At 36.0% G+C, this 20,652-nt stretch carries 15 protein-coding genes and 1 pseudogene; 7 read left to right on the forward strand and 9 right to left on the reverse strand.

Going from position 1 to position 20,652, the window contains the following annotated elements; genetic code table 11:
* Window positions 1-16 precede the first annotated feature (16 nt).
* The gene (locus IGI65_RS12280; protein ID WP_438774231.1) at window positions 17-1,132 is read left to right on the forward strand and encodes an SPASM domain-containing protein; all 1,116 of its coding nucleotides are present in this window, start codon (window positions 17-19) and stop codon (window positions 1,130-1,132) included.
* A gap of 115 nt (window positions 1,133-1,247) precedes the next feature.
* Here the strand turns inward: IGI65_RS12280 and IGI65_RS12285 are convergent.
* A pseudogene (locus IGI65_RS12285) lies at window positions 1,248-2,499 on the reverse strand (IS110 family transposase).
* 407 nt (window positions 2,500-2,906) lie between these two features.
* Between IGI65_RS12285 and IGI65_RS12290 the strand changes: the two are divergent.
* Window positions 2,907-3,683, forward strand: a complete 777-nt coding sequence (locus IGI65_RS12290; RefSeq protein WP_010746350.1) for a sulfite exporter TauE/SafE family protein — start codon at window positions 2,907-2,909, stop codon at window positions 3,681-3,683.
* A gap of 14 nt (window positions 3,684-3,697) precedes the next feature.
* Complete coding sequence (locus IGI65_RS12295) at window positions 3,698-3,940, forward strand: hypothetical protein (protein WP_071865582.1); 243 nt, start codon at window positions 3,698-3,700, stop codon at window positions 3,938-3,940.
* Window positions 3,941-5,057: 1,117 nt separating this feature from the next.
* On the opposite strand, the gene IGI65_RS12300 is transcribed toward IGI65_RS12295, so the two are convergent.
* Entirely contained in the window at window positions 5,058-5,819 is a 762-nt protein-coding gene (locus tag IGI65_RS12300; protein WP_010746352.1) for a (S)-acetoin forming diacetyl reductase, read from the reverse strand.
* A gap of 378 nt (window positions 5,820-6,197) precedes the next feature.
* On the opposite strand from IGI65_RS12300, the gene IGI65_RS12305 reads away from it, so the two are divergent.
* Entirely contained in the window at window positions 6,198-6,461 is a 264-nt protein-coding gene (locus IGI65_RS12305) for an IS110 family transposase (RefSeq protein ID WP_249024189.1), read from the forward strand.
* A gap of 526 nt (window positions 6,462-6,987) precedes the next feature.
* On the forward strand, window positions 6,988-7,152 hold the full coding sequence (locus IGI65_RS12310) for a transposase (RefSeq protein WP_412257015.1): 165 nt from the start codon (window positions 6,988-6,990) through the stop codon (window positions 7,150-7,152).
* Window positions 7,153-8,758: 1,606 nt separating this feature from the next.
* Here IGI65_RS12310 and IGI65_RS12315 read toward each other — a convergent pair.
* Together IGI65_RS12315 and IGI65_RS12320 are read right to left on the reverse strand one after the other, a co-directional pair.
* Window positions 8,759-9,277: a ParB N-terminal domain-containing protein gene (locus IGI65_RS12315; protein WP_438774232.1), complete on the reverse strand. Its 519-nt coding sequence runs from the start codon at window positions 9,275-9,277 to the stop codon at window positions 8,759-8,761.
* A complete protein-coding gene (locus IGI65_RS12320; RefSeq protein ID WP_071865580.1) occupies window positions 9,261-10,535 on the reverse strand; it encodes a DUF3440 domain-containing protein in 1,275 nt (424 codons plus the stop codon). Before IGI65_RS12320 ends, IGI65_RS12315 begins: the two co-directional genes overlap by 17 nt.
* An 857-nt stretch (window positions 10,536-11,392) precedes the next feature.
* Between IGI65_RS12320 and IGI65_RS12325 the strand changes: the two genes are divergently transcribed.
* Entirely contained in the window at window positions 11,393-11,593 is a 201-nt protein-coding gene (locus IGI65_RS12325) for a hypothetical protein (protein ID WP_267559056.1), read from the forward strand.
* A 79-nt stretch (window positions 11,594-11,672) separates the two neighbouring features.
* Window positions 11,673-11,954 (forward strand): transposase, encoded by a 282-nt coding sequence (locus IGI65_RS12330; RefSeq protein ID WP_249024185.1) that lies wholly within the window; start codon window positions 11,673-11,675, stop codon window positions 11,952-11,954.
* A 421-nt stretch (window positions 11,955-12,375) separates the two neighbouring features.
* Here IGI65_RS12330 and IGI65_RS12335 read toward each other — a convergent pair whose 3' ends face one another.
* The 5 genes from IGI65_RS12335 to IGI65_RS12355 form a co-directional block, all read right to left on the reverse strand.
* On the reverse strand, window positions 12,376-12,564 hold the full coding sequence (locus IGI65_RS12335) for a CsbD family protein (RefSeq protein ID WP_071865579.1): 189 nt from the start codon (window positions 12,562-12,564) through the stop codon (window positions 12,376-12,378).
* Window positions 12,565-12,663: 99 nt separating this feature from the next.
* Window positions 12,664-13,851 carry a class C sortase gene (locus IGI65_RS12340; protein ID WP_438774233.1) on the reverse strand — a complete coding sequence of 396 codons (1,188 nt, stop codon included), beginning with the start codon at window positions 13,849-13,851 and terminating at the stop codon, window positions 12,664-12,666.
* Window positions 13,852-13,916: 65 nt separating this feature from the next.
* Window positions 13,917-15,830, reverse strand: a complete 1,914-nt coding sequence (locus tag IGI65_RS12345) for a SpaH/EbpB family LPXTG-anchored major pilin (protein ID WP_438774234.1) — start codon at window positions 15,828-15,830, stop codon at window positions 13,917-13,919.
* A 16-nt stretch (window positions 15,831-15,846) separates the two neighbouring features.
* Complete coding sequence (locus tag IGI65_RS12350; protein WP_438774235.1) at window positions 15,847-17,379, reverse strand: SpaH/EbpB family LPXTG-anchored major pilin; 1,533 nt, start codon at window positions 17,377-17,379, stop codon at window positions 15,847-15,849.
* Complete coding sequence (locus IGI65_RS12355) at window positions 17,380-20,403, reverse strand: VWA domain-containing protein (RefSeq protein WP_438774236.1); 3,024 nt, start codon at window positions 20,401-20,403, stop codon at window positions 17,380-17,382.
* Between the last annotated feature and the right edge of the window lie 249 nt (window positions 20,404-20,652).

Below are 20,652 nucleotides of genomic sequence, written 5' to 3' on the forward strand. Positions count from 1 at the left end.
AATCGAGGTCTTCATTATGAAACATATTTCAGTATTGATTAAACCAGCATCTTCCCTCTGCAATCTTCGCTGTAGCTACTGCTTTTATGCTAATGTCAGTTCCTTGCGGGAAGTCCGCTCTTTTGGCAAAATGAAAGATGAAGTGACAGAGAAAATGATTAAAAATATTTATGTAGACTTAGAAGATGGAGATCAGTTGACATTAGCGTTTCAAGGCGGAGAACCAACGATAGCGGGCCTCAATTATTTTAGGAAAGTAACCCAGCTAGTAGATCAACAGCAAAAGCGGGTACAGGTCCATTACGCTATTCAAACAAATGGGACTATGATTAATGAGAAATGGTGTGCTTTTTTAAAAGAACATGATTTTTTAGTTGGTCTCTCAATTGATGGCCATCCACTTTACCATGATCTACATCGAGTTGATCCAAAAGGAAAGGGCTCTTTTCATCGGGTGCTACAAACAAAACAGCTATTTGATCAATATGAGATTGATTACAATGTGCTTTGTGTTTTAACGAACCCGTTGGCTAAAGAGGCCAAGAAAGTCTTTCGCTTTCTAAAAGAACAACAAATCAAGTTTGTTCAATTTATCCCTTGTTTGGATGATTTAGATGCAAAAGAAAAAAATAGCTATGTCCTTACACCAAAACGTTTTGCTGGTTTTTACCACCAGCTTTTGCAGTTATGGATGCAAGAATTAGCAGCAGGACATTATGTGAGTATCAGACTTTTTGATGACCTTTTGAATCTATTTGTCAAGCAACAAGTAACCGCATGTGGAATCTTAGGAAACTGTCAAGTGCAGTATGTGATTGAAGCAGACGGCAGTGTTTATCCCTGTGATTTTTACGTGTTGGATGAGCATCGAATGGGGTATATTCAAGAGCAGACCTTACGACAGTTATTTGAACAAGATGTTACAAAAGCGTTTATGTGTGAACGACCCAAAATATCTAAAAAATGTCTAAATTGTCCGTTTCAAACGATGTGTCGTGGTGGCTGCAAACGGATGAAAGATGCCATCTATGTAGATAGTAAAGGACGTTGTGGCTATCAGCAGCTTCTGCAAGAGTTTATGCCACAGATTAATCGGATTTTAGGATTGTTACAGTCTAATGGTAATAAGTAAAAATGAAAATTGAGCATTTTTTATTGAGTAACCTATTTGAAGCACACTTAACTAGACCCGACAAAAATCAAATTTTTTTCGGGTTGTTTCAAGGGTTTGCGTCAATAACAAGATGTTATTTATCTATCACGCTCCTTGGTGGCGTATAGAGTTGATGGTTACGTGGTATCGTATCCACCAGACGCGTAAATTTTCTTGCGGTTAAGACGAGTGCTCGTTTGTGTTGATGCTTGGGAACCTCTTTATATTTACTTTGATAAAAAGCTTTATATTCGGAAAGATTAGTTTTTTACTGAGTTGGCAACTTCAACTAAGTAGTATCTAAAATATCGATTCCTTTGCTTTGTCAGAAGTGTGTTTTGTGATTGATAATTTCTAGATTGTTTCACTTTCCAACTTAATCCAGCGTACTTCGCTAATTTTGTCTGATCTTCAAATCTTTCGATTTTTCCAATTTCAGCAATCAAACCGGCAGCATAAACTTTCCCAATGCCTAGAATACTAGTTAAGCATTGATATTCTGGAATGACGACAACGAGCTGTTCAATTGCTTTATCTAAGTCTTTGATGTTCTTTTCAAGCGCACGTATTTCGCGTACAAGAACACTTAAGACAACATTGATAGACTCTTGTGCAAGGTCACCTAAACGATAACTCATGGTAATTGCACGTTGAATCGCTTTAGCAATTTTCTCTGGTTCTTTAAAGCGTCCTCTACCTTTTTCTTGGAGTAAGTCACAGAACGCTTCCAAAGGAAGCTCAGCTAATTCATCTAATGTATAGTCATCTGTCATGAGGGAAATGACTGTAGCACTAAAAAGGCTGGTTGATTCGTCGCGCATTTCTCGAGCAAGTGTATTACATTTATACGTTAGATTTTTCAGAAAGTGTTGTTTTGTACGAGTCAATTGCTTAATGAGTTGATAGCGAGTGCGTGTTAAACGCTGCAAGGACATGTACTTCTCTTCTTTGATAGGAGAAGTTGTGAACCGCTGTATACGTAAGAAATCAGCAATTCTTAATGCATCGTTTCGGTCGGTCTTATCCTCATCAAACATGCGACTGAATTGTTTAATCCGAAAAGGATTTTCAATCGTTACAAGTGCATTGAGTTTTTTCAGCTCCTTATCTTCGTGAAAAAACATCGAAGGATGGAAGCTGTACATGGACGTTGATGCCATGCCAATCACAATTTGAGTAAAGTGATATTTCTCGTTGAACTCAAAAATCATTTCTCGAGTTAATGTAGCTCCTTCAATGTCATTAGCAACAGAGATTTCAGACAAGATAGATAATTGATCGTCATCCGTCAGGAAACAAACATCTAATTTTTCAGAGCTAACGTCAATACCGACAAATAATTTCATGGAAGAAGGACCTCCTTTCGTTTTAAATTTTGGAAAATGCTTCGATACTGTGGGATTTCCCAGAATCTCACTGTGTAGCCACAACCTCGCCTAATAGAATACGGTGATAACAGAGCTAGAAGCTGCCTTCCAAACTACTATTTGAAAGTCTAGTCCATTATCGAAACAGCTAATGAGTTGGTAGTGATAACAGTGGTTCGGGTAACAGACTTCTCTAGGTAGACAAAGCTACAGGAGGGAGTAGCAAATTCCCGTTGGATCTTTTCCATACATCCATTGTACTCTGAGAAATCACACAATATCGAAACAAATTCCGCAAGGAATAGGTTATTCAATAAATTTTACAAGTTAGAAGTATCCTGTAGAAAGATCATTAGACAAATAATATTTTACGAGGAGGTGAATGTATGATTGGGGTCATTTATTTTATTGTAATTGTGTTAGCGAATACGATCGGTTCCGTCTCAGGAATGGGAGGCGGGGTCCTAATCAAGCCCATTTTTGATTTTATCGGTGCCCATTCTGTTGCGGCCATCTCTTTTTATTCTACCGTAGCCGTTTTTACCATGTCGTTAGTTTCTACCGCAAGACAGTTGGCTAGCGGACGTAAAATCAATTGGCAAATCGTCCTTTGGGTTTCAGGAGGAGCTATCTTAGGCGGTATATTGGGCAATGTCGTTTTTGATCAGCTACTGTTGCTTTTCCAGAATGAAGATCAAGTACAGATGGTACAGATTTTTTTGACTGTCGTGATGTTGTTGTTTGCTTTCTTTTATACCAAATATGACTGGCCCGGATTCCAACTGAAAAAAGACTTCTGGTATTGCTTCTGTGGCCTAGTCCTTGGTTTTCTAGCAAGCCTGCTAGGAATCGGCGGTGGACCAATCAATGTTTCCTTGCTAATGTTAATGTTCGCTTTACCAATCAAAGAAGCAACCGTCTATTCGATTTGTACGATTTTTTTCTCACAATTAGCGAAAATTGTTACAATCGCTGGGATCACCGGATTTGGGCTCTATGACTTAAAAATTTTATGGTTTGTGATTCCGGCCGCTATTGTTGGCGGTTTGCTAGGGGCATGGGCCAGCACCATTCTTTCCCCACAAAAAGTGACTATTATTTTCCAGATGGTGATTCTCCTCGTGCTAGTCATCAATCTTTATAACGGCTATCAATTATTATAAACAGGAGTAGGTAGATGATCACGCTCCCTACTAGAATATCATGTGGAATAGATTTTATGGTAGAATTTGGAAAAAAGAACCATGGGAGGATTCCCAAGCTAGGTGGAACTCCCTTAACAATTGATAAAACAATTGCCACAATTAACAGCTTGAAGCATTTATTTCTAATACAGGAAAGCCCGTTGTATAGTCAGGTTTCCCCCAAAAAAGATTGTTCAAAATCAAAACCTTATTTAGATGAAAAAGTAAACTTATAACCAAGTTTGCTAACTAATTGTGGAATAATATTCAAGAGTTTTTACAGCCATTCTTTAACTATTTTTAATATCAGATATTCTAATGGAAACGTAAGATTAACCCTATCGTTATTATAAAAGGTAATTCCTTACTTTCTCCTAGAAGAGAATGTGTCTTTGATCATCAACTGATTGAACCCAGCCTAGTTCTAATTCGTCCATCTATCCACTTCTAGTACCATTTTTCATACGTAAATGAATTACTCACCACTTAGCTAAACCTAACGGTTCTTAACGCTTGAAGTGGGAGCTTCTTGGGGATAGAGCATACTTGCAAGCGTATTTCTTCACTAACAGCGGTCTCTCTTGTTTACCAAGCGATCCCCGTAGTTCCTACGGTTCTTGATGATTGGATCTAAACCAATCCCATAGAATGTAATCTTAGACCTTCGGTCAGAATATTGATACTAGCATTGATATCTCATATCTCGGTCATGATGAGCATAACAAACAGGCCTTTTAAAAATCCTATTCTTCTTCAGCCATGTACCGGTAAGAATATTACAAGTGGAAGTAATAGCTCCTTATGAGCAATTTTGTAGGCTACTTCTCGTCCTCTTTGGGGCAAATTGCCGAGATTAGTATAGCACAAAGCTTATGAAAAGAAAGAGTCCTAAAACAAACGTCGTCTCAACTCGCGTTTCAGGGCAAACCATGACGGAATAACCATGGAAAAGCATACGGGAAACTGGGACCACAGGAGGTGCCCCGCCCTGCAGAGCAATAATACAAAATTAACTCTTCCGTATATAAAACACTAGTTTCAGGGGAGTGAACCTATTGGTGTGGGTGGCACAGGATCACTTCAATAAATATTTCAGTGTCTAGTAATTGCTAAAAATGCTTTTGTAATAAATATGTTAGATCCTAAAATTAGAGGGAAATTATAAAGTGTTTTTTAACGCTATTATTTCTAGCTATTGACTAATAAGTTATATAGATTAATGTCTGTTATTCATCAATAAAATAAACTACAAATAGGCTCTTCGTCAATTGCACCATCAAAACAATTTGACGAAGAGCCAACCTAAAAAACTTTCGAGCCTTCCCGCTCCATACTGAATTATTACCACTTTGTTTATTGGAACTGCATTCCGCCATCCACTATGATCGTTTGTCCAGTTATATAGTTGGCGTCATCACTGGCTAAAAATGAAACAACTGCCGAAACATCTTCAGGTTCAGATAAACGTTTTAATGCGATATCTTTACTGAAAGTTCGCATTCCCCATTCATCGTCTTTACCAGCATTAACACCTACTTGATGAGCAATATCCATCATCATAGGTGTTTTAACAATACCTGGTGCATAAGCATTGCAAGTAATACCATATTCAGCTAAATCTCGTGCAGCAATCTGGGTCATACCACGAACAGCAAATTTTGAACTACTATATAACATCAGGTTAGGATTACCCACAACACCCGCTTGTGAACAAGCGTTGATGATCTTTCCACCATGATTCAATTTTTGGAATGCTTCGGAAGCTGCTTGTGTTCCCCATAAGACGCCTCCCACATTAACAGAATAAACTTTTTCAAACTGTTCTGGAGTAATAGAATCTATCGGTGTAGTTGGTGCTATCCCAGCATTATTTACAATCACTGACAAGTCTCCATAGGATTCTATCGTTTTATTAACTGCTGAGAAAATCTCGTCACGCTTCGAAACATCCGCTTCGATAGCCATTGCATGTTCACCAAACTCTATTGCTGCCGCTCGTGCAGAATTTTCATTGTAATCCACCAATGCCACATCAAAGCCATCTCTATATAAACGCTTAGCTATAGCAAAACCTATACCTTGACCTGCGCCAGTAACTAAGGCAACTTTTTTCATTAAATTTCACTCCTTCTAACATTTATCAACTTCAAAATAAACCTACCTCTCTTATTAATATTAATAAAAAATAAACTCACATTAAAAATAATATCCTCACTTCCTTGTATATTTAGATTACTCAATTAATCAGCTATTCCGTTTTAATTAGCTGTTATTTTATCTATAATTGAGTTAGGCACTGTGGACTAGTACTACTTCCACTAGATTCCCTTGGAATACTGTTAGTGAAGGGCTCTAGCCATAGCTCTTTGTCAAATTGTTAATAATTTTGTTAGCGCAGGATATCTGTTCGTGACGCTTGATTGAGCACAAGGTTACATAGGCAAATAGTACGTGGAGCACAGTGTAAATTTTATCTGATCAGGAGTGGTCCTTATGTTGTCTGTTGGAATAGCTGTTGCCAAGCATAAACATGACTTAGCGGTCGTTGATCCTGAAGGACCGATTTTTGTCCACCACTTTCAAATCGAAAATAACCGTGAAGGCTTTACGAAGCTTCAAATGGCACTTGCTAATTTGAAGAAATCTACCGGTGAAGACATCAAAGCGCCTTATAAGATACCGATCATTATTGCTTTAATATCTTACGCTTTCTTCGGACGCAAACCTCCCCAACCTACAGCTATAATCCGTACTTAATTAAAGAATATGCCAAGAATCAAAGCTTGCGTAAAACCCAAAACCGATAAAAAAACGCCATGATGATTGCTCGAAAACTACGAACAAATCTTGATAAATAATCATTTAGTGCTTCCTCTTAAATGATTGAATTGAAATATTTAACTCGACATACAACCAGATTAAAAGAGGATTATACTCGAAAAAAGTAAGCTATACACACCTTAAATATTCGCTTTCTGAAATCAGCCTCTTCTTTGGGTTCTTCTTTTCTGCAAAGCACCAATCCCATGTGTACGCGATTTTGGAAGAATACCTTTCTACTAGAAAGCTAGGAAATGGACACTTAACGAAGTTGACGAATTTCATTTCAATACACTCAAAAGGTCGCTTCGGAAAAGATTAGGCAATCAAGATTAAAGTCCTCGCACAAACCACCATTAGTCAAGATTCCCCTGCGCTAGAATTTGAACTCCTTCAAACCATTAATACCATTCAGTAACTTACGACTATGCGAGACGAAACAGAGAAGGAAGTCGCTCGATTAATGAGTGAAATTGATTCGCCTATTTTAACGATTCCTGGCATTAGTTTTAAATTAGGGAGTGTCATTCTTACCGAAATTCGGGATATTAAGAATTTTCGTTCACCGAATCAGCTGCTTGCTTATGCAGGTGCAGAATCATCCGTCTCCACTTCTGGAATGAATTAAACAGAAACTGACCGAATGGTCAAACGAGGATCTTCACAATTACGCTGTGCATTGCATGAGTTCGCCAGGCTCATGTCTATTTGGTCGCCGTCTATGCGTGTCTATTTCCAGAAAAAACTAGCGGAAGGAAAACACTACAGTGTCGCAATTAGTCATGTCGTAAGAAAACTGGTGCGGATCATTTACCAATTACTGAAAGATAATACACCTTATGGGGAACAGAAAATGACCGTTAACTGATCTTTTCAAAAACTTCCTCTGCCTAAGGTTTCTTTGTCATACCTTCAAACCATATCCAAATTACGTTATTCAAACTTTTCATATTGTGATTGACTTAATATAGTTTGTCTTTCTATCTCTTATTTTCTTTACAAAATCATTTTACAAAGAAAGCGTTTTATCGTCAAAAAATAAGATTTTCATTTACTCTCCGTTATTTTTTCAACAAATAACGAAATTGTTCGACAAAAGAATAAACGCCAATTGTTTTTGAGACGTTTTCTTAATTCATCCCCAGTTAGATATAAAAATGTCGCTTTTGATTTCCCTACCACTTCACGATTATTTTTATGTCACTTTTGATGATTCCCACTAACCACTACACTGATAGCTACTTCCTTATTGTCGGATAATCTTCTCTTTTCTGTGGCGGAGTATAGTTTTATACTGCCAGAATGACTGGTAAACCATTGAGGAGTCTTGCTATCCATTCTTTGAGAACAAACAAGCTAATCCAAGCCTATTAGCCGTAGTCGTCTTGGTAACTTAAATCCTCTATTAGATCACTATTTAAATAACTAAGAGAAACTAAAATCACACTATTATCCTAAATAATTGAAACAAGAGAAAATAAATTCCCTTACCATTGAAATTTTTCAAAATATAAAAGCTTATGCTATTGAGCAGTACGGTAACTGGTATCATAAACCTATTGATTTATTTAAATTTTTATAGAAAAGTTATTGAAAATGAATTAGTTGATACTGCTTCTTTTTTATTAAATTTTACCCCTTCTTGTAAATGAGTTTTACAGTTTTATGTGATTACTTAAAACTACTCTATTCAATCAATCAAGAACAAATTATGTATTACTAATCAAATAAACAGTTTCAAAATGTACCTAAGGTAATTTCCCACTAGAATATTGCCTAACAGAACTTCTGAACGAGAAAACCTACATGTTTAATCATAAAATGATAGTATTGTAAGCAAGAGTATTAATAATAATTATTATAGTAACAGAAAATGAAAAAGCCGCGAAATAACCACCTGTCCAAGATTGATGGTTATTACACGACTTAGACTTATATCATATTTTAATTAAACACTCTTTAAACACTTCTTTGTTAGATACTTCCATACTTTTTTGATCGAATTAATTGATTGATTTTAAAGTAATTAGTGGACGTCATATGAACATAACCTTTACTTTTATGGTCAAATATATAGTTACACAAACTTTCTCAAACATTAATCGTTCATAAAATTCCCCACCTGATAGACAACTACTTGCTAGTATACTTAATCTCGACCAATCGTTACATCAAAATACTAATTCTACCTTTGAAGTGTCTTTAATATTGAAAAAAGTAATAAAAACATCTAACTAGTTCCACTTATATTTCTTTTCAAACTCTTCCCATGACTTTGAAAATTCCTTATTTTTAAAAGCTTCTTTAAGACCAGAAAGTTGCTTCAAACGAAAGACTTCATCTCCATCCATTCCTAGCATCTCTGCAATCTCGGAATCTGTCTTCCCTTCTCCAACTAATCTTATAACTATCTTCGACATGTCTAACACTTGATGGGTACCTCTCGCACGATTAAATTGAACAGTTGCAGCTATCCTTTTAACAATATCATGTTTTAGTACAACTACTGGTATTTCCTTTAAATTTAACTTCTTTGCAACTGTATAACGATGAAAGCCGTCTACAATACAGTACATGTTATTTTCATCCTTTATGACTGCTATTGGATAACAAAATCCATTTTCTATAATTGATGTTTCCAATAATTTCATTTCAGGTGCTGCAACTATATTAGGGTTATAATCGTTAGCATAAACTTCATCTATTGGAACTAATTTTGCTTCTAACGCTAACATTTTAATCTCTTCTGCCATTTTCCTTTAACCTCTCATCAAAATATATTATCTTATTCTCTGTTTCATCTTTTTCTAACATCGCCTTTAATTCTGCGTCATCTCTTTTGGTTTGTGAAAACGATAATCCTCTACCATAGTAATCATTTTTTAAAATCATTTTTGCACATCTTCTCCATGAAGCTACTTTCTTTTTAGATTCTAAGTATTTCGGTGCAAAATCCTGCATTGGGATCCCTTTTTTCACTTCATACCATTCAATAAACCTTTCTATTTTTCTCGCATAGTGAATCATTAAGTCATAATTTTTAATCCCTATACTCTCCAATAAAAAGATTGTGTACTCTTGCCATGTTAAATACTTGGGTTTTTCCAACTTCATATACCCAAGGGCTAAACTTTTAGCATAAATATTGCCAAAATTTACTCCACCAACTCTTATTAAAAGTTTAGACCAAGTTTCCGGTTCAATAGCTTTAAATTGACTTAGACCTTTTCTTTGGTCATCACCATACGGTTGACAAATTCTTGCTTCATGAATGGAAAGTCCAGATTTGTAAAAAAGCTCATAAAGTTGATTATATTTTAAATCAAGTTGAGAAACAGCAATCCAAATGTCTCTTGTTTGCCAATCATAAATTGGATAAAAATTGTAAATTGGAAGGTGTAAGTCATTTTGGACAAGAGTTGTCCAATTATAATCTTGCCATTTCTCTTTTCTAAGAGACACAATCGTTCTAAAACGATTAAAACTTTCATTTGTCCTAATACCAACACCACACATCACTGGTTTACTATGCTTTTTTTGATACCATTTTGCAAAAGCTACAATGAAAGTTTCAAATTGCATATCATTAATAAAAAAATCCCACCCATATTTTGAAAGATAATTATCTTCGTTAATGCAATTTTCAGGCATATCTCTTATCCAGAACTCTTTCTGCCTTTTATCCCAACAAACCCAATGGGTACTTAATTGGCTTACTGCATTTCTTAAAACTAAGGGTAGGCAAACCCAATAAAATTTATTGATTTGACTTAGATTTTTAAGATCGTTTACATGATCAATGGTATATTGATAATTACCTTCTAGATCAATGAACAAAACATCAAATTTCTTATTTTTCTCTTTTGCAACTATATTTGCCAGTTGTAACATTACGGAACTGTCTTTACCGCCAGAAAACGAAAAGTATACAGCAAAGTCTTGCGAAAAAATTTTTTCTAATCTTTCAAGTGCAGCGGTATAGACATTTTTCTCTAAATAAACCTTTCCCAAAATATTCACCCCTATGAAAAAAATTTAATAGGTACTTTAATTGAACGTTACTACGCAAAGTTTTGTTCATATCAATCATACATTAAAATTCGTACAGGTACGTATAAAAGCACTCCTTATTTTAATAATACGAACCAAAATCTATACTAATTGACTAGCCACTATCTTCAACCACAACTTATATTTATTTATACGCACTGCTTTTATATTCTAATAAAGTTATCTCAGTTAAGATACTCTACACAATACAGGATAAGTCATCATTATTCATATGTCCCTAACCTTATACTTACTATAAAATTTTTTGAAGAGTCAAAGTATTATACGTAATGAATAATTGCACTATAAACATAACATGATTCAGTCACCACCTCTAATTCTAAAAAATCACTGTTGTTTATGTTACTAATAATACTCAATCTAAAAAACATCATTATCAAACACTTACTATATTCAAAAACTGTTACTAATTATCTACTTTTTCTACTAACTTACTACAAATTTTCTAACTTTACAAATTTATTAAATCGTCAAACCCAATCATAGGAAGATAATCAAATGTACGGATGGAATGACAAGTCATTCTAGCAAGCAAATTCTAAATATCAAAGATTCCTATATTCCCTTTCCAAAATATTGTGGACATGATTCTATTATTCGTCACGCCTATCAAGAGAGCTTTATTCCGTTATTTCCGTATCAGGAGGTACCGAGTGATCTACACCTGTATAAACAGCGTTTTTATTGCACGCAATGCCATCATACTTTTTCTGTAAAAACCTATCATGTAGCAGAAATTTTTACATTTCGCAAAACTTAAAATTCGCAATCACTGTTGATTTGAAGAAAAAGATTTCATGAAAGATATTGCGGAACGCTACTTTGTCTCCACAAAAACCGTTGAACGTGTCTTAGATAGTTTTTTGAAGAAGTATGTAAAAAACAACTATCTTCCCAAACATCTCCTCCTTGATGAATTCAAGGGGACAAGTGATTGCGAGGGCGCTATGTGCTTTATCATCTGCGATGCGGATACTGGTAAAATTTTGATATCCTAGATGACCGGCACAACTTCAAGTTGCAGGCGTATTTCCATCTATTTACCTTAAAAGCTAGAAGACGAGTTACGCACATGTTATGGATATGAATATCTCTTACGATACAGTGACCAAAGAAGTTTTTCCAAATGAACGAATCTCTATCGATCACTTCCACGTCATCCAACAAATTACGAGTGCCTTTAATAAGCAACGAGTTCAGGCAATGAATCAACTAAATAAAAATGATCCGCAGGATCAAAAAGATTATCGAAAGTTGAAAAAAGTATTGGCGAACAATTTTGAAGAAGAATATGAAGTTAAATTATACCTCCTTCAATCAATTTCCCCTCTGTCAAAGAAAATATTTAACAGAATCTAAGGTGACAGATTATCTAGTTTCTATAGATGACCAACTACACCAAAACTACGAGGTCTATCAAGAATTGTTGGCTTTTTGATACAAAAAATTCGGTCGATTTTTTCAATTTGATTGACGGATTACCGCATTCTTTGAACGATGAATTTAAAAAAGCGATTTGATACCTAACAAAGCACAAAAAAACAGCAAAAATTCTTTAGAATATCCTTATTCAAACGGGAAATTGAAAGGAAAGAATAATCTTATCAAAATAATCAAAAGAATAGCAATTGAATTTCACACTTTTCGTCACCTCCGGATGCATGCTCTAATCCAGAAAAATATTGTGAAATAATTAATAACACAAAAAAGGAAATGCTTCAGCATTTCCTAAAGTATGATTTAATCAAAACAACACCATTGACAAAGAGCCAGCAAAAATTTATTTTTCTTTATCTTTTTTATCAAACAATTTGTTGATTTCACCAGCTACATCATCTTTTAAATCTTCAGCTTTTTCTTTGATTTTGCCAGCTTCTTGTTGTAGCTTACCTTTTAATTCTTTTGAATCATCACCTGTTGCCTTACCTGCTGTTTCATTTACTTTACCTTTAACTTGATCTTTATCCATTGATATAGCCTCCTTATTCTTTACTACTCTTCAAGTGTAGCAAAAATATGGTCAACTGCCCAATGAAAGAGCTTCAAATGTGTCAGATTATAAATTAAATTATTTTAAATTTGGATTATTTTCAACAGTATAATTATTTGTCTTTTGCCAAGGACTCTTTTTGGTAACCAGGGTAAATCGCTCATCTGTCACTTTTTTAATTTGAATTTTCAAATTGCCCGTAGTCGATTTCAGAACGTATTTTCCACCTTCCATCGCTTCAATTTGAATGATTCCTGCTTCATCACTTGTTGCTTTTAGCGGTTTGCCATCACGATTGATTTGATGCTTTCCTTTACGATCATAAACCGCAAAAGTCACCCCGGTTAAGGGCTTTTGATTCTGCAATATGTTGAATTCCAACAAATATCGCTTTTTGGCAATGGCTAATGTTTTGGCATGCTTAATAACTGCGGCGACTAAAAGTGCGATAAGTAATACTCCCCCTACCACAATTCCAATAATTCGCAACAATTGATAGCGGTCGGCTTTTTTCAGCTCGGCTGCCATTTTAGGTACATAGGCAATGCGATGGCCTCGCACCAACAGTCGGTGACTGTTAATCATGTAAGGCGTACAGGTCAAGAGCGTGACGTAATCCTTGCCCTTTTCAATCTGCAGATAATCCGTATTCGTCGGTTCTACTACTTTTATTTGATCCACTTCGTAAGCATGGATTTCTTTACTAATCTCAATGTAGAACTGATCCCCATTTTTTAGCTCTGGTAAATCCGTAAACAGTTTCGCTTCTGGCAACCCCCGATGTCCTGAAATGACGGCGTGGGTGCTTTCGCCGCCCGTTGGATAAGAAGTCCCTTCCAATAGCGAAGTTCCCTTTGCTAAAAATAAATCATTGGTGGTGTCAAAAATTGGCAGTTTAATTTTTATCTTAGGAATATTAATGACACCAATCGTATGGGTTTGATAATAATCTTTGGGTGGATTTTTCGGCACCTTTTTCTTCTTTGTCGCATCAGACCAAGGATCAGCGCCTGGATTACTACCTTTTTCTGCCAATTCCTTATTTTTTTGCTCCATCTTTTCTTGTGCCGCCTGCATCGCCTCTTCATTTTCGGCATTTGCTTTGGCTTGATAATAATTGATGATTTGCTGATCTAAAAAAGTATTCAGCGTGTCACTGATAAAAGGATAAGACAGCGCCCCAATGCCAAAAATCAGCAACAAAGCCATCAAAATATCCACAAATGTTCTTTTTTTCGTTGTTTTCTTCTTCGCTGCTTTTTTCATGAGACGCTCCTTATAGCAAAATCAGGACAGAAGCCATTCCCGACTTCTGTCCCAGTTCAGTTCGTTTACGCTTCAGTTTGTTTGCGTCCACGTGTAAAGTAGAATACCGCACCTGCTACCGCAATCGTACCAATTGCGATGAAAGCATAGATCCCTTTACCACCAGTGGAAGGGAGAGTACCTTTGTGTTTGTTTGGTACTTTTTGTGGATCAACTAACTTTTCTGTTGTTCCGTAAGAAGCGTCGTTAACTGTAAACTCAATACGATTCGATAATAAAACATAATCGTTTGGTGCCACTGTTTCTTCTAAGAAGTAGGTACCGTATTTAAGACCAGTAATCGCAATCAAGCCGTCATCTTTGGTAGTAGTAGTAAAAGTTGTTGCATTTTCTTTAGTATCCACCCAACTTACTGTCTTTGTGTCATCGATCTTCAAATATTTCGCTGTATCACTGTTTTCGTTACGAACAACAAATGATGCACCCGCTAGTGTTTTATCTGATGTTACATCGGCATCAACTTTGACGAAGCGTTTGCCACCCGTTACAACTTCAACACTTGGTGTGTTTGGATCATTCGTGTGACCATTGTCAACGTTGGCTTCATTTTTAAACCCTTTCGTTGGATCTGCCTTATCATTTAAATGCATAAAGTAAACAAATTTTAAGGTGCCACCAGGCGTTAATGAAGGAATAAAATCTGGATTAACAGCAACCGTAAATCCATTATCTTGTTCAGTAACTTGGTAGTTTTTTGAAGAAATCACTTTTTCTCCATCATATAATACATACCCATAGTCTCCAGAAGTTTGGTTATCAAAGGTTAAAGCCGCATCATGCGTATCGACTAAGTTGAATCTCACGTATTTATTTACATTACTATCCTTATCTGCAATCCCTAAAGGAATGTTAACAGAAATTTGATATTGAATTTTTTCTCCAATTGCTACATCTTTGCCGTTTAATTGCGGTGTTGTTTTTTCAACCTTTGATGTATCATTTTTAATGGTTAATTCAACTGGTGTTTTTTCGGTACTATTGGCACTAATCGTAAAGGGTGTATTTGTTTGACTGTCAATTAATGCTGCGTTATTAGGAGCTTTTACTTCTTCTAACGTATAGGCGCCAACTTCAAGATTTTTAACGGTCAGTTCACCTTTTACACTATCCGCATTTTTCGCTTCTGTAAATTGATTGTCTCCGATACTGTAACTATAGCCAGTAATAAAATGTTTTGCGTCCTCTTTATTCGTAGTCCAAGTATATAAGCCATCCTTAACTCCTTGGATGTATTTGACTGTGTTTGATTCGCCTTCAGATTTTGAAATGATAAATTCCGCACCATTCAAGCCTTCATTTTCAGCGGTACCTTCTTTTTTCACCTGTAAACTTCCGTTATTAGAGACTACGTTTTTAGGGTAGATATGAATTGTGCTTAATTCTTCTGTTCCATATTTATAAGAACCATCTGCCTGTTTAATCATTTCATAAACTGGAAAGGCAACTACCATATTGTCAGCAGCTACAACCCCATCTTTTTCTTCTTCCTTAATTGTATAGACCGCATCTTTGCCATTTTGTTTTTTAGGTAAATTCAAAGTAAGATTTCCACCTGCATCTGTGGTTCCTTGAGCAATTGGAGTATTTGGAGTCAAATTTTTTACTTCAGCTTTAGCATCATCCACCGAAGTATCAGCAGCGCGACTGTTATAAAATTCAGTCGTAACATCATAGACACTAAAAGTAACACCTGCTAGCCCTTGATAGTTATCAAACTCTGTCATCTCATTACCACTATTTTGAATCAGTGGATTAGGTACATTCTCACCTGTCATTTTCTTTTTATGGATGATGATATTAGCCATATCTGTATTATCATCAGCAAATACATTTTTAGCATTACCAAGTCCTAATACGAAAGGAAATACCATAATTAATGTTGCAATAACGCCCCAAATCTTCTGTTTTCTTGTTTTCATTTTCTTTAACCCCTTTTTATTCTTCATTTTTTTCCTTTTTATTGCGAACAAACACAATGATCACGATGAGAATCATGACGGCACCTAACCAAACCATCTTATTGTTCAAGATTTCATTGGTTTTTGGAAAATGGTGTTTGGTATTTGGTTTGTTTGTATCCGGTACATTCGGTTTGTTTGGTTTATCGGGCTTATTAGGTGGCGTTTCGGTCGACTTGTTGACAACTTTCAGTACACCATCTGCCATATCATAGCTCGTTTCGCTAATAACAAATTCAACCGGAGATTGATTTAATTGGTACCCATCTGGCGCGGTAATTTCTTGTAGCTGATACTTACCATAGGCTAAACCAGTAATCTCAAATGCTCCTTCTTTATTGGAAACCAGCTTCACAAGATTCGCAGCATCCCTAGAATCTTCCCAAGCAAAACCATCTTTACTTTGCACGAGATATTGCTTTTGCTCATTTAAGACGACAAACTCGGCACCAGCTAATAGCTTAGTATTATCCGCCATGTCCACCTTCACAAATTTTTTGCCGCCAGTCTTAACGTCCACTTCCTTGGTGATTTTATCGAAGTCCGTATCTAGCGAAGCCGTATTCACAATCTTTGCATCGACTTTTTCATGACTCATCAAGGTATCGGTATAAGTGATTACGATGGTTTTTCCTTCATAATCGGATAACTTGTCAATATCCTTAAAATTCAATTCAAAGCCATGCTCGCGAACGTTTTTTTCATACAGGAAGCTGACCTCTTTACCATCAATCGTGACCTTTAACGATTCTGGATTAAAATGTAGAACATCATCCGCTTGGTCCGTAATTTTAAAGTATTTATAGTCGGTCAAATCATCTGGTACCGTGCTTGTTACCGTGAAAGGAACCTTATCACCAAAGTTATAATTGGCTTTACCGTCCGTCACGACCTTATTAAACCGAGGTGGAATCGTTTGTTTCCGTTCATTCTTCGGATAAAGATGAATCGGATTTAAAACTGCATCGCCATCGTAAACCGGCAACACTACAACCAAATCTTTCGAAACAGTATTAATGTATTTTGGGGCACTAGCTTCATGAATCAAGTACACTGCATCCTGCCCTTTCGCTTGTGCAGACTTCGCAGCAAGATTGAAAACCAGCAAACCATCTTGCACATCAGCTATCGTGTAGCGTTCTTCCCCTTCACTGGCGCGGTGGGTGGTTCCTTCCGCAACCCGAACTTTATTGGGACCAAGTTTCGTAAGCTCTTGTTGCGCTTGTTCCGCCGACATTCCAGAATTTCTCAACTCATAAAATTTCCGAGAAACATCGAAAACTTCAAATTTCACATTATTCAAACCGTGATATTCCTTTAATAAGGAGGCATGATCGTCATCCGCACGGCCTGTGTTTTCACTATCAGCCGGCATCTCTCCATCCGGAAAAGCAATCTTGTGTAACACAATATCCACACGATTATCCTTCAACGTATCACTGGCCGACATCCCCATCATTAGAGGTACAAACAGCAGTAAACTAGTAAATGCCAACAGCATCTTCTTCATCTACGCCACCCCCTTACTATTACGGGAACGGTAAAAGAGATAACCACCCACCACAACCAATGCTAGCGAGCCAGCTAGATAGTACATCCACGTACCCGAACCACCAGTGGAAGGAAGCGGTACTTTGGCTTTGTTGGGGACATCGAAAGTTATGACATTGTCAGACACAGTTAAATTAGCATTAGATAGTTCTTTGTTAGATATACTTACTTTTCCAGTTGCATCAATTTCTATTCGAATTGGATCATTCAACATTCGATAACCTTCTGGACTTTTTGTTTCGCTTACCTCGTAAACTTTCCCCTTATTTAAAGTAATTTTTTCGGGTAACACATAAATTCCATCACTTTTTGGTTCGAGCACAGCTGGTTCGCTTAAATCACCACCGGAAATAGCAAACTCAGCACCCTTCAGTAAACTTCCGGTAATACTATCTTTCTTAGTAATCTTTAAAGACAAAGGGGTAAATATCTTAGTATTTTTCCAAGTATTATCATCAATTTTAGTTGATTCATAATTTGTAAGTTCTGTTAGTTCTTTACTAATTGCATATTTAAAATCATTACCTTGATTATCAAATTTTGGTAACCAAATTGTTTCATTATAAGGTAACTGCGCAGCAGAAATCTTCTGAACGTGTTCTCTACTCCAGATGTTTTTATCATCTGATTTTTCATTTTGACTAGTTATTTTCAAAACACCTATAGGGACTTCATTCCTACTAACCTGGAACAATAAATCTGATCTTCCTAGTATATTATTATCAAACTCATCCCATTTTTTAGTTAAATCTATTGTTGTACCTGGTGCTTTTGCAGAAGGAACACCGAAATCTACCATATTATCGGGGAGCTCTTGATTAGGTGTAAAGGTTGTTCTCCCATTTATTTGATACCACTTATCAGGCACAAAATTTTCGTCTTCTGTATTTATCCTAACTTGATAATGAATTTGAATTTCTTGACCTTTTCCCAAGTTAAGATTGTTGATGTCTATCTCACCATTTTTTTCTGGTTCGGTGTAATTTGGTATTAGAGCTGATCCAGCAACTGAAGTTATCTCTAATGAATTAGTTACATAATTGAATTGTTTCCCAATAGGATCAATTACTTTACCACCACTTACGGTACCAATAATCTGAACTGCCTTATTAGAAAAGTAATTTGCAATTCCCGAAGCCTTATTTGCTGTTTCATAATAAAGGACTCCGCTATCACTTTTAGTAGCAATTTGTTTCATTCTATTTTGAACTTGCTCCGACGTTAATCCTGCATTTACGTCACTATTTAGCTGTATACCCAATGAATGAATTTCAGTTCCTGCTTCTTTAATTTTAACTGCCTGACCAATAGTAGCAACAAAAGCATTTGGAACTCTAACGTACGTAGAATTTTCACTATATTTTGCTGTTGGATAATTTTTAACATAGTTACCTCTATTTCCGTTTTCAGGAGAGTACGTATAGTATCCATTTAATGAAGAAGAATTTCCCTGTCCAATAATAGTGTTTTCACTATCATCAGCATAATATTTTTCCCCTTCTGTCAGTGTTTTGGGTGCATTAGCTATGCTCTTAACACTTGATGGCTTATAACTGAAAGTTGGAACCCCATCGGTTAGCAGAACAATAACCTTCTTATGGTCTTTAGCACCATTGGAAAGTTGATTCTGGGCATCTCGCAAAGCTTTTTCTGTAAATGTTCCTCCCGAGGCTTTATTTGGTGTAAAAGTCTTTATTCGTTGCTGAGCGTCCTTGAAAGGCATTAAATTAATTGTATTGTTAAGATATCCTGGACTAGAGTACCCAACATAGCCAATATTAATCTTATCGGAGATTCCACTAGCAGCTAATGTATTGACGAATTGATCTATCCCTTTTTTCACTTCGCCAATTCGGTCATTATCATTCATACTACCTGACCAATCGACAACTAACATAATATCAATTGGTGTAATTTCCTTTTGAACATTTCCACGAATATTCAGGAAGACATCATACAATCCTTGTGATCGTGTAGATTCCTTGGCATACTTTCTAATTGCAAAATCAGCATCTGCTCTGGTTCCGCCATATTCTATATAAGAATTTTTCTTATTGTTTTGATTTCCGTCCCAAGATGTTATCCCATCCCATGAAGATCCTCCGCCAACCTTCCCTTGATGATTTATAACATTCGTATTTCCATCGGGAATCCAAGAGTATTCCGGATAAGTCCCACTGTTATCAGTAATATATTGAGGCTCGATATTTGCGTATGTTCTTCCAGCAAAACCCAAGCTATCTGCCGCGCTCCGCGTAATTACTTGTGGTCTGCCTGTTTCTTCATATTTCTTTTCAGCTTCTTTTTTAGCGGAATCAACTGTTGCTTCGTCAGCATCGCCTAGATTCGTTACATCACCACTTGTTGATTCTTTTGTAGCCTCACTAGAAGAAGTCGCAGTCGATTCAACAGTGCTTGAACCCAAGCTACTTTGTATTGTTGTCGATTCTGTTACGTTAGCTTTCACAAGTGTAATCGGATATTCTTTTGAGAATCCTACTTCTTCAGCCTTATCGTCCGTTTTTGTATTCAAACTAATTTTTAAATTGACTTCACTTACCACCGGTGTCGTAAATTTAATTTGATCGTTTTTAATAGCAGTGGATACTTCTTTTTCCACTACTTGACCGTAGTCTGCAATACTCTTATCTGTTTTTACCTCAAATAAATTTTCTGATGACTGATCATCTTTGACCATTGTTGGCAAGATAACAGCTTTATCTTTTACATCTTGTAGCGAATAGGTCAAGCGTGTTGGTTCTTTGTTGTCATTTTTATGTATATTGATTTGCCAATCAACATGATTTTCCTTAATTTGATATTGAATTGAAGCCTTACCGTATTCGTTATCAAATAATTGTTGTTCGTTTTTTTCTTTGTCTTCCGTTAACGCAATTGCTGTCATGCCATTAATGAAAGATTGAGCAGAGAACAATAACACGACTATCCAAACCAAGAAGAACAAACCTCTTTTTCTCATCATCTTCACTCCAAGTATAGTATTTTTATTAATGACTTTTATCTAAGTATTTCTAGTTTATAAATTACAGTAAAATAACACATATCCCACAGAATTTGTTTCGCTATACCTACTTTCTAAACTGTAAGTGAACGAAAAAAAGCACTTAATTCGTCTATAGCTTATAACAACAAACTATCTTTCTTTTTCACTTAAATTACAACCCAATAATAAAGGTAAGTATATTGAAAACTTTTGTTTTTACCCAAAGTT

This window comes from Enterococcus sp. DIV0755b (genome assembly GCF_051713765.1).
GTDB classification, from domain to species: domain Bacteria; phylum Bacillota; class Bacilli; order Lactobacillales; family Enterococcaceae; genus Enterococcus_C; species Enterococcus_C canintestini.

Coding starts and splice junctions, on each gene's coding strand:
- IGI65_RS12280 (WP_438774231.1), top strand. CDS start 17: ATGAAACATATTTCAGTATTGATTAAACCAGCATCTTCCCTCTGCAAT.
- IGI65_RS12290 (WP_010746350.1), top strand. CDS start 2,907: ATGATTGGGGTCATTTATTTTATTGTAATTGTGTTAGCGAATACGATC.
- IGI65_RS12295 (WP_071865582.1), top strand. CDS start 3,698: ATGATCACGCTCCCTACTAGAATATCATGTGGAATAGATTTTATGGTA.
- IGI65_RS12300 (WP_010746352.1), bottom strand. CDS start 5,819: ATGAAAAAAGTTGCCTTAGTTACTGGCGCAGGTCAAGGTATAGGTTTT.
- IGI65_RS12305 (WP_249024189.1), top strand. CDS start 6,198: ATGTTGTCTGTTGGAATAGCTGTTGCCAAGCATAAACATGACTTAGCG.
- IGI65_RS12310 (WP_412257015.1), top strand. CDS start 6,988: ATGAGTGAAATTGATTCGCCTATTTTAACGATTCCTGGCATTAGTTTT.
- IGI65_RS12315 (WP_438774232.1), bottom strand. CDS start 9,277: ATGGCAGAAGAGATTAAAATGTTAGCGTTAGAAGCAAAATTAGTTCCA.
- IGI65_RS12325 (WP_267559056.1), top strand. CDS start 11,393: ATGAAAGATATTGCGGAACGCTACTTTGTCTCCACAAAAACCGTTGAA.
- IGI65_RS12330 (WP_249024185.1), top strand. CDS start 11,673: ATGGATATGAATATCTCTTACGATACAGTGACCAAAGAAGTTTTTCCA.
- IGI65_RS12335 (WP_071865579.1), bottom strand. CDS start 12,564: ATGGATAAAGATCAAGTTAAAGGTAAAGTAAATGAAACAGCAGGTAAG.
- IGI65_RS12340 (WP_438774233.1), bottom strand. CDS start 13,851: ATGAAAAAAGCAGCGAAGAAGAAAACAACGAAAAAAAGAACATTTGTG.
- IGI65_RS12345 (WP_438774234.1), bottom strand. CDS start 15,830: ATGAAAACAAGAAAACAGAAGATTTGGGGCGTTATTGCAACATTAATT.
- IGI65_RS12350 (WP_438774235.1), bottom strand. CDS start 17,379: ATGAAGAAGATGCTGTTGGCATTTACTAGTTTACTGCTGTTTGTACCT.
- IGI65_RS12355 (WP_438774236.1), bottom strand. CDS start 20,403: ATGATGAGAAAAAGAGGTTTGTTCTTCTTGGTTTGGATAGTCGTGTTA.